Origin of the sequence: Streptomyces sp. NPDC088246 (assembly GCF_044741025.1) — a bacterium.
Taxonomy (GTDB): Bacteria; Actinomycetota; Actinomycetes; order Streptomycetales; family Streptomycetaceae; genus Streptomyces.
Map to the genome: position 1 here is coordinate 1 of NZ_JBIURV010000168.1, position 1787 is coordinate 1787.

A 1787-nucleotide genomic window follows, 5' to 3' on the forward strand; every position below is an offset into this window, starting at 1 on the left:
AGCCGATTTCGTCGATGCAGAGGAGGTCGACGCGGCCGTAGCGTGCGATGGTCTTGTTCAGCTGCTTCTCGTCGGCTGCCTCGACCAGCTCGTTCACCAGCTTCGTGGCGAGCGTGTAGCGGACACGGTAGCCCTTCATGGCGGCCTCGGTGCCCAGGGCGATGAGCATGTGGGACTTGCCGGTGCCGGAGTCGCCGATCAGGCAGAGCGGCTGGCTCTTCTTGATCCATTCGCAGCTGGCGAGGGTATGGACGGCGGCCGCGTCGATGTTCGGGTTGGCGTCGAAGTCGAACGCCCGCAGTTATCTGGGGTAGCGGTGAGGGAGTCGTGCAAAATCGCTGTTCAGGACGCTGCGGATGCGTCCGGAAGGTGGCAGAGGTTCACCCTTTGCCCAGGGCAGTTGCTCTTGGAGGTAAGTCGCTGTCGTGTTCGAGTAGTGCAGCCGTAGGATCACGCCATGACTGCCGATGCCCGCTCACCCGAGAGTCGTTCCGGCGCCTCCATCCGATCAGCACGCCCCGGCCGGTGTCTCAGTTGCCGGATCGTGTCTGGACTGACGAGGACTGGGACCGGATCCAACGCGGATATCGAGCCCGGGACATGGATGAGAAGTGGAACGTCTTCGTCGAAGGCGATGTCCTTTTCATGCACCGGAGTTGGACCGGTCACGGCGTCTATGAGGCGTCCCTTGCCCTCGTGACTGGTGGGGGCAGGAGGATCGCCTCTGCTGTGGTGGAGGCTGATGTGGAGCGCTATCGAAGGACGGGCGACGAGTACGACTGTCTGATGATGGAACTGATCATCAGCGCGATCATCCTTGGTGAGCCCGCCGCTGACCTTCGGGCCGGTCTCGTGGAGTTGACTGCTCGGACTTCGGGGAGAAGCGATCTTCCTGCGGGCGTGGTGGAGCACAGTGTTCTCGGCTTGCCCTCGGGTTCATAGGCTCCGCAGCCTGGCGAGTATTCACAGTCCCGGGCCATTCGACTGGATCACGCGTTGCAAGCGCAGGATCTCGCCGTGTGCGGCGGCCAGTCGCTGTTCGAGTTCTTGGACGCGCTCGCGGTGGGTGGTGCGCTCACGACGAAGGGCCTCGGTAAGGGTATGGATAACCGTGCCGTCATCGACTGAGGGTGCCTGAGGGGCAGGCCGGTCTGCGGTCCGTTGCTGGCCGCGCAGGGTCTCGATGCGTTTCCGCAGGTCGGTGTGGGCATAGAGGAAGTCCAGGCTGACCTCCGCCGCACGAGCGACGGCCCGGAAGTTGATCTCTTCGCCCTCCTTGATCAGCCTTCGAATGCCCGCCTCCGCCCGTTGGACGGCCTGCCGGTGCTTGTCCTGTGCGGCCTGCCGCAGGGCAGCGATCCGCCGGTCAGCAGGAGCCACGGCTTCCGGGGCCGTTTCATCCGGCCGTTTGTTCATGAGCGTGATGCCCCTTTGCTGTCCGAGGTGCCAGCGGCGTCCTGGTAGCCGGTGCGACCGAGCACGCCGGCGCCGCGGACGACGGTGGTGCTGTCGGCTGGCTGGGCTTCGAGGGCGATGATCTCCAGCTCCATGCTGCGAATCTCGGCCTTGCGCTGTTCCATCCAGACGTTTGTCCCGCTCATCGGCTCGCCGTACCGCTCGGTGTGTCGGGCCTGCCGGGTGGCGACCAGAGACTGGGTTTCGGCGAGTTGGCGCTGGATGTCCGGCAGGAAGGTGCGGTCGGTGGCGAAGTGGTCGCAGCCATGGCAGGCGTTTCCCTTGTCGCAGGACCGAGTGGGCGGCAGCAGGCAGTAGCTGTTGGGCAGGAT

2 protein-coding genes and 2 pseudogenes are annotated in these 1787 nt (G+C 64.7%); 1 reads left to right on the forward strand and 3 read right to left on the reverse strand.

The genetic code is table 11. The annotated features are described in order from the left end of the window. Positions 1-301, reverse strand: a pseudogene (locus ACIPEK_RS46630) (ATP-binding protein); the annotation flags it as partial. Between the two features lie 299 nt (positions 302-600). On the opposite strand from ACIPEK_RS46630, the gene ACIPEK_RS46635 reads away from it, so the two are divergent. Continuing rightward, positions 601-942, forward strand: coding sequence for a hypothetical protein (locus ACIPEK_RS46635; protein ID WP_402009122.1), 342 nt, complete (start codon positions 601-603; stop codon positions 940-942). Between the two features lie 21 nt (positions 943-963). Here ACIPEK_RS46635 and ACIPEK_RS46640 read toward each other — a convergent pair whose 3' ends face one another. Further along, entirely contained in the window at positions 964-1416 is a 453-nt protein-coding gene (locus ACIPEK_RS46640; RefSeq protein ID WP_401760320.1) for a DUF6262 family protein, read from the reverse strand. After that, positions 1413-1787: pseudogene (locus ACIPEK_RS46645) on the reverse strand (hypothetical protein); the annotation flags it as partial. The pseudogene ACIPEK_RS46645 and the gene ACIPEK_RS46640, both read right to left, overlap by 4 nt.